Origin of the sequence: Stenotrophomonas sp. PS02298, assembly GCF_029959445.1 — a bacterium.
Taxonomy (GTDB): Bacteria; Pseudomonadota; Gammaproteobacteria; order Xanthomonadales; family Xanthomonadaceae; genus Stenotrophomonas.
In genome coordinates this window covers 1-7,830 of sequence record NZ_JASCOR010000184.1, presented here as the reverse complement: position 1 = coordinate 7,830, position 7,830 = coordinate 1, and the positions used below count along the sequence as shown (strand labels likewise).

Below are 7,830 nucleotides of genomic sequence, written 5' to 3'. Positions count from 1 at the left end.
GCCATGCTCGGCAGAGGCTCTACAAGCAAACCCAAACGTAGCACCGAGCCATGCTCGGCAAGGGGCTTTACCGGTAAGGCCTCTGCCGAGCATGGCTCGGCACTACAGGGCAGAACAAAACAGGCGCCTTTCGGCGCCTGTTTTGTTTTCAAGCCAAGGGCAACAGCACTCAGCCCTTGATGACGCCAAGCTCCAGGCCAATCCGGGTGAAGGCATCGATCGCGCGGTCCAGGTGTGCGCGGCTGTGCGCGGCGCTGATCTGGGTGCGGATGCGGGCCTGACCCTTCGGCACCACCGGGAAGAAGAAGCCGATCGCATAGATGCCTTCTTCCAGCAGGCGCTGGGCGAATTTCTGCGCCAGCGGTGCGTCGTACAGCATCACCGGGCTGATCGGGTGCACGCCGGGCTTCACGTCGAAACCAGCGGCGGTCATCTTCTCGCGGAAGTAGGCGGTGTTCTCGCGCAGCGTTTCACGCAGGTCATCGGCGGCAGCCAACATCTCGAACGCCTTGATGCCGGCGGCAACCACGTGCGGCGGCAACGAGTTGGAGAACAGGTAGGGGCGCGAACGCTGGCGCAGCAGTTCAATGACCTCGGCGCTGGCGCAGGTGAAACCGCCCAGCGCGCCGCCCATGGCCTTGCCGAGGGTGCCGGTGATGATGTCGATCTTGTCGAGCACACCCTTCACTTCGGCCGAGCCGCGGCCGGTGGCGCCGAGGAAGCCGGTGGCATGGCATTCGTCGATGTGCACCAGTGCGCCGTACTTCTTCGCCAGCGCGGTGATTTCATCGAGCGGGGCGATGAAGCCGTCCATCGAGAACACGCCGTCAGTGGTGATCAGCTTGGTCTTGCAGCCAGCGGCATCAGCGGCCTGCAGCTGCGCTTCCAGATCGGCCATGTCGCAGTTGGCGTAGCGGAAGCGCTTGGCCTTGCACAGGCGCACGCCATCGATGATGGAGGCGTGGTTGAGTGCGTCGGAGATGATTGCGTCGTTCTCGCCCAGCAGCGGCTCGAACAGGCCGCCATTGGCGTCGAAGCAGGCGGCGTAAAGGATGGTGTCGTCCTTGCCGAAGAACCCGGCAATCTGCTTCTCCAGCTGCTTGTGCAGGTCCTGCGTGCCGCAGATGAAGCGTACCGACGCCATGCCGAAGCCATGCGTGTCCAGCGCGTCCTTCGCGGCCTGGATCAGCTCCGGGTGGTCGGCCAGGCCCAGATAGTTGTTGGCGCAGAAATTCAGCACCGTGCGGCCGTCGTCGAGGGTGATCTCGGCCGACTGCGGGCTGGTGATGATGCGTTCGGACTTGAACAGCCCCTGCGCGCGGATGGCGTCCAGTTCCTCGGCGTAGTGCCGGGTCAGCGGGGAGATGTTCGCGGTTTCGGTCATGGCGGGGTCTTGCGGTCAAGTGGAACACCAATTTTAGCCTTCCCCGTGTCCCGGCGTTGTCGTCATGCGCAAAGGCTATAAGCGCGGCGGCCTAAGTCATTTCTCGGTAACGGGTGTGCACCCGCAGCATCGTCGGCACACCCACCCACCAGGAGATGCCGATGACCGCCACACGCCCCCCATTCACCCTGCCGACCAGGAAGCTGTTGTCCCTCAGCCTGGCCCTGGCGGCGTGTGGGGCGGGGTCATCGGTGCAGGCGCAGCAACTCACCGTGGAGCAGTTGCAGGAGCGCCTGCAGCGTCTGGAGCGGCTGGCTGGCGTCAGTGATGGGGCAAGCGAAGGCGTAGGCCTGGCCGACCTGGACCAGCGCCTGCGCATCCTTGAACGCCGCCTTGAGCTGGCGGAAGAAGAACGCGTTGCCACCGCCAAGAGCGCACCGAAGATCGCCATCGACCAGAAGGGCGCATCGTTCAAATCCGGCGACGGCAACTACGAGTTGAAACTACGTAGCCTGCTGCAAGGCGATGCCCGCGTGTTCCTGGGCGGTGATGCCAACCAGAACGACACCTTCCTGCTGCGCACCGCCCGGCCCACCCTGGAAGGCTCGTTGGGCAAGCTGGTGGCGTACCGCTTCACCCCGGAGTTTGCCGGCGACAGCGCCAGCATCGTCGATGCCTATGCTGATCTGCGCTTCGATCCTGCGTACACGCTGCGGGTCGGCAAGTTCACCTCGCCGGTCGGTCTGGAACGCCTGCAGTCATCCTCGGCACTGGTCGATGTGGAGCGCGCGCTGGCCAGCGAACTTGCGCCGAATCGCGACCTCGGTGTGCAGCTGCAGGGTGAAGTGGCCAAGGGCAAGTTCAGCTATGCGTTGGGCGTATTCAACGGCACCGTCGATGGTCGCGATGCGGTCACCAGCAATCCGGATGACGACTTCGAATATGCAGGACGCGTGTTCTTCGAGCCGCTCAAGGGCAGTGACAGCGCATGGGCAGGCCTGGGCTTCGGCCTGGGCGCAAGCACGGGCGAGAAGCATGGCAGCGGCAACAACTTCCTGCCGCGTTACCGCACGCCTGGCCAGGCCACCTTCTTTGCTTACCGCAGTGCCGTGGTTGCCGATGGCGAGCACCGCCGCTGGTCGCCGCAGGGTTGGTTCTACCGCAATGGACTGGGCCTGCAGGCCGAGTACATCGCTTCGGAACAGGAGGTTGCACGCAATGGCATCCGCAAGCGCTTGGACAACCGGGCCTGGCAGGCCACCGCCAGCTATGTGCTGACCGGTGAGGATGCGAGCTATCGCGGGGTGACGCCTTCGCGCCCGTTTGGGGCAAACGGTGGGCATGGCGCGGTGGAATTGACCGCGCGCTACGGCGAACTGCAGATCGACGATGCCGCCTTCCCGTTCTATGCCGATCCGACGGTGTCGGCTTCACAGGTCCGCTCGTGGACGGTCGGTGCCAACTGGTACCTGACCGCCAACCTCAAGCTGGCGACCAACTATCTGCACAGCAGTTTTGATGCGGCTTCCGCTGGCGCGAAGTTGCCTGATGAAAAAGCTGTTTTCTCGCGCCTGCAAGTTTCCTTCTGACGGAGAGCCCTGATGACGCATTCCCATGTTTCCCGCCTTGCCACAGCGGCACTGGCCTTCGCCCTGACCTTGAGTGCCGGCGCTGCGTTCGCACGCGATGTGCAGCTGCTCAATGTTTCCTACGACCCGACGCGCGAGCTGTACCGCGATTTCAACGCCGCCTTCGCCAAGCACTGGAAGGAAACCAAGGGTGACAACGTCACCATCGAGACCTCGCACGGCGGCTCCGGCAAGCAGGCGCGCACGGTGATCGACGGCATCGAGGCCGACGTGGTCACCCTTGCCCTGGCCTATGACGTGGATGCCATCGCCGACAAGGCCAAGCTGCTGCCGGCAAACTGGGAGACCCGCCTGCCGGAAAACAGCGCGCCCTACACCTCGACGATTGTCTTCCTGGTACGCAAGGGCAATCCCAAGGGCATCCGCGATTGGCCGGACCTGCTGCGCAGCGGTGTATCGGTGGTGACGCCGAACCCGAAGACCTCCGGCGGCGCTCGCTGGAACTATCTGGCAGCCTGGGCTTACGGCGATCACATCTTCAAGGGTGATCGCGACAAGGTCCTGAACTACATGCGCGCGCTGTTCCGCAATGTGCCGGTGCTTGATACCGGTGCGCGTGGCGCCACGACAACTTTTGTCCAGCGCGGCATCGGCGATGTGTTGCTGGCGTGGGAGAACGAAGCCTTCCTTGCCCAGGAAGAGCTGGGCCCGGACAAGTTCGAGATCGTGGTGCCCAAGCTGTCGATCCTGGCCGAACCGTCGGTAGCACTGCTGGATCGCAACGTTGACCGCCATGGCACCCGCGATGTTGCCCAGGCCTATCTGCAATACCTGTACTCGCCGGAAGGCCAGCGCATCGCCGCGCGTCATTACTACCGGCCGCGTTCGCCGCAATACGCAGCACCGGCCGACGTGGCGCGCTTCCCGCAGGTGCAGCTGGTCACCATCCGCAGCGCCTTCGGTTCGTGGGGCAGGGCGCAGGCCGAGCACTTCGCTGATGGCGGTGTCTTCGATCAGATCCAGGCGAGCAAGTAGACCGTGTCAGCAACAGCACAAACACTGCAGCCGCGTGTGCGAAGCCAACGCCGGGTACTCCCCGGCTTTGGTCTTGGTATGGGCATCACCTTGTTCTGGTTGGGGCTGATCGTCCTGATCCCGTTGCTCGGCGTGTTCCTGAAAGCAGCAGGGCTGGGCCTGGGCGGCATCTGGCAGATATGGACCGAGCCCCGCGTGCTGGCCGCATTGCGGCTGAGCTTCGGCACCGCGTTTGCCGCGGCTGCGTTCAATACACTGATGGGCACGTGGGTGGCGTGGGTATTCGTGCGCTACAACTTCCCCGGCCGGCGCCTGTTCGACGCGATGATCGATCTGCCGTTTGCCTTGCCCACCGCCGTGGCCGGCATTGCCTTGACCGCGCTGTATGGCGGCCAGGGCTGGATCGGGCAGTGGCTGGAGCCGTTGGGCATCAAGGTGGCGTACACGCCGCTCGGCATCGTGGTGGCCTTGGTGTTTGTCGGCCTGCCATTCGTTGTGCGCATCGTGCAGCCGGTGTTGGCCGAAGCCGAGCGCGAGTTCGAGGAGGCCTCGGCAACGCTCGGTGCCACACGTTTCCAGACCATCGTGCGGGTAGTCTTGCCCAGCCTGTGGCCGGCAATGCTGACCGGCTTTGCGCTGGCCTTCGCACGTGGCGTGGGTGAGTACGGCTCGGTGATCTTCATCGCCGGCAACATGCCCAGCGTCACCGAGATCGCGCCGTTGCTGATCACCATCCGTCTGGAGGAGTTTGATTACGCTGGTGCCACGGCGATTGCAGCTGCGATGTTGCTGCTGTCGTTCGTGCTGCTGCTGCTGGTCAACACGCTGCAGGCGCGCTTGCAGCGCAGGGGGGCACGATGAACGAGCTGGTGTCGGAGTTGCCGGTGGAAATCGAACGTAGTGCGCGTGTGGCCAGGCCGCAGCAAGTGACCAGCGAGCCGCGCTGGGTGCAGGTGCTGTTGATCCTGGGCGCGCTGGGGTTTCTGCTGTCGTTCCTGCTGCTGCCGCTGGTGCTGGTGTTCGTCGAGGCGTTGCGTGGTGGTGTGCTGGCATTCTGGAATGCGATCAGTGATCCGGATGCCTTGTCGGCGATACGCCTGACGCTTTTGGTGACGGCGATCGTCGTGCCCTTGAACCTGGTCTTCGGCGTCGCTGCGGCCTGGGTGGTGAGCAAGCACAGTTTCCCGGGCAAGCGCTGGTTGGTGACGCTGATCGATCTGCCGTTCTCTGTATCGCCGGTGGTGGCCGGTCTGGTCTTCATCCTGTTGTTCGGCCGCGATGGTTGGTTCTGGCCGATGATCGAGGACGGGCTGCGCCTGCACCTGCCGGTGCTCGGCGAAACCTTGTTGCAGCTGCCACGCATCGTGTTCGCGATACCCGGCATCGTGCTGGCCACGGTGTTTGTCACCTTTCCTTTCATTGCCCGCGAGTTGATGCCGCTGATGGAGCAGCAGGGCAGTGACGAGGAACTGGCGGCGCTGACGCTGGGTGCCAATGCCTGGCAGATGTTCTGGAAGGTGACCTTGCCGAACATCCGTTGGGGCCTGCTGTATGGCGTGCTGTTGTGCAGCGCGCGGGCAATGGGCGAGTTCGGCGCGGTGTCGGTGGTGTCCGGGCATATCCGCGGGCGCACCAATACGCTGCCGTTGCACGTTGAGATTCTCTACAACGAATACGCCTACAGCGCCGCCTTTGCCTGCGCCTCGCTGCTGGCCGCCACCGCCTTGCTGACGCTGGTGGTGAAATCTTTCCTGGAGTGGCGCCACGGTCAGTCGCTGGCCGCCGCCCACCGTCATTGAGGTCGCAATGAACATCCGCATACACAACCTGGGCAAGCAGTACGGCACGTTCCCCGCGCTGGACGGGGTGAGCCTGGATATCCGCAGTGGCGAGCTGCTGGCGCTGCTGGGTCCATCGGGTTCGGGCAAGACCACCTTGCTGCGCGCGCTGGCCGGCTTGGAGCATCCCGAGCGCGGCGAAATCCTGTTCGATGGCGAAGACGCCACCGGTTTGAGCGTGCAGGCACGCCGCGCTGGTTTCGTGTTCCAGCACTACGCCTTGTTCAAGCATCTGGACGTGCGCCGCAATATCGCCTTCGGGCTGGAAGTGCGGCGCGGTGCCGAACGTTGGCCGAAGGCGCGCATCGACGCCAAGGTCGATGAGCTGCTGGCGCTGGTACAACTCGATGGGCTGGGCGGGCGTTACCCGGCGCAGCTGTCCGGCGGCCAACGCCAGCGCGTGGCGTTGGCGCGCGCGCTGGCGATCGAACCGCGCGTGTTGTTGCTGGATGAGCCCTTCGGCGCGTTGGATGCCCAGGTACGCCGCGACCTGCGCCGCTGGCTGCGCGAGCTGCACGACCGCACCGGGCTGACCACGGTGTTCGTCACCCACGATCAGGAAGAAGCACTGGAGCTGGCCGACCGCGTCGCCATCCTCAACCGTGGCCGAATCGAACAGGTGGGTACACCGGGCGAGGTCTATGACCAGCCGGCGTCGCCCTTCGTCTATGGCTTCGTCGGTGAGGCCAACCGGCTGCCGGCACGCGCGCAGGGGCAGACGCTGGAAGTGGCCGGGGCACGTTGGCCACGGACCGGCGCAGTGCCGGAAGGTGAGGCGCTGGAGGTGTTCGTGCGGCCGGAGGATCTGCTGGTCGAGGCCGATGGCCACTGGCAGGCCACGGTCGGGCTGGTGCAACGCAGTGGCCCACGCCAGCGTCTGCGCGCGCGCCTGGCTGGCGCAACTACCGAGCTGGAAGTGGAGTTGCCGGCGGATGCGCCCGCATATGCGACAGGCCAGTCAATCCGGCTCGGGGCCCGTCGTTACGGGATATTTCCGGCGGATGCGGGCTGAATAGGGAAACACCGGGCGGTTGGGGTGAAATAGATGTTGCATCGCAATATAATTGCGGTTAAATATTTGTGAATCGGGATGTGGTCAATCCCGGTACCCCCACTTCCTGGAGAGATCTGCATGATGCACAACAAGCGTCTTGTCGCCGTGGCCTGCGCCGCCCTGTTGTCCGTTCCGTTTGCCGTCAGTGCCCAGGAGAGTGAGGAATCCACCTCTCCGTTCAGCGCCAGCTTCGGCGTGACCACCGACTACGTGTTCCGTGGTGTGTCGCAGACCGACAATGAGCCGGCATTCCAGGCCGGTGCCAGCTACACCGCACCGTTCGGTCTGTACGTGGGTGTGTGGGGCTCGAACGTTGATTTCGGCGAAGGCGGCCCGAATTTCGAAGTCGATTACAACATCGGCTGGAGCAAGGACCTGTCCGACAGCTGGAACCTGGACCTGGGCGTCAACCGCTACACCTACACCAGCGCCTCCAGCGGCTACGGTGACATCGATTACAACGAATACCTGGCCAAAGTGACCTGGACCGGCCCGGTGGTCGTCAGCGGCCTGCTGGGCTACGCCGACGATTACAGCAACAGCGGCGCCGAGCAGATCTATGCCGGACTGGACGCCAGCTACGAGATCGGCCACGGTTTCTCGGTCGGTGCATCGGCCGGTTACACCACGATCAAGGCCGATAGCAACGAATGGCCGCGCCGTTCGGATTACTTCGATGGCTCGGTCTCGGTGTCCAAGGGCTTCGGCCCGGCAACCGCAACCCTGGGTTATTACGACACCTTTGGTTCGGATGCGTCCGACCTGCGCCGCGGTTCGGATATCTACAAACCGGGCCTGGTGTTCAGCGTGTCGGTCGACGTGCCCTGATCCAAGCGTGATAAAAAAAAGGCGCCGAAAGGCGCCTTTTTCTGTGGTGCCGACCCATGGTCGGCAACGGGCATTACCGGTGACGCCAATGCCGACCATGGG

General features: G+C 64.1%; 7 protein-coding genes. 6 read left to right on the top strand and 1 reads right to left on the bottom strand.

Annotation, left to right across the window (positions count from 1 at the left end):
• Positions 1–169: 169 nt before the first annotated feature.
• On the bottom strand, positions 170–1,384 hold the full coding sequence (gene kbl / locus QMX78_RS18690) for a glycine C-acetyltransferase (protein ID WP_282272375.1): 1,215 nt from the start codon (positions 1,382–1,384) through the stop codon (positions 170–172).
• 161 nt (positions 1,385–1,545) lie between these two features.
• On the opposite strand from kbl, the gene QMX78_RS18685 reads away from it, so the two are divergent.
• The 6 genes from QMX78_RS18685 (at position 1,546) to QMX78_RS18660 (ending at position 7,728) form a co-directional block, all read left to right on the top strand.
• Entirely contained in the window at positions 1,546–2,973 is a 1,428-nt protein-coding gene (locus QMX78_RS18685; RefSeq protein ID WP_282272373.1) for a porin, read from the top strand.
• 12 nt (positions 2,974–2,985) lie between these two features.
• Positions 2,986–4,008, top strand: coding sequence for a sulfate ABC transporter substrate-binding protein (locus tag QMX78_RS18680; RefSeq protein ID WP_282272371.1), 1,023 nt, complete (start codon positions 2,986–2,988; stop codon positions 4,006–4,008).
• Positions 4,009–4,044: 36 nt separating this feature from the next.
• The gene (cysT, locus tag QMX78_RS18675; protein WP_282272367.1) at positions 4,045–4,869 is read left to right on the top strand and encodes a sulfate ABC transporter permease subunit CysT; all 825 of its coding nucleotides are present in this window, start codon (positions 4,045–4,047) and stop codon (positions 4,867–4,869) included.
• Entirely contained in the window at positions 4,866–5,807 is a 942-nt protein-coding gene (gene cysW / locus QMX78_RS18670) for a sulfate ABC transporter permease subunit CysW (RefSeq protein ID WP_282272366.1), read from the top strand. Before cysT ends, cysW begins: the two co-directional genes overlap by 4 nt.
• Before the next feature lie 7 nt (positions 5,808–5,814).
• The gene (locus QMX78_RS18665; protein ID WP_282272365.1) at positions 5,815–6,858 is read left to right on the top strand and encodes a sulfate/molybdate ABC transporter ATP-binding protein; all 1,044 of its coding nucleotides are present in this window, start codon (positions 5,815–5,817) and stop codon (positions 6,856–6,858) included.
• A gap of 120 nt (positions 6,859–6,978) precedes the next feature.
• Entirely contained in the window at positions 6,979–7,728 is a 750-nt protein-coding gene (locus tag QMX78_RS18660) for a TorF family putative porin (RefSeq protein ID WP_282272361.1), read from the top strand.
• The last annotated feature ends 102 nt before the right edge of the window (positions 7,729–7,830 follow it).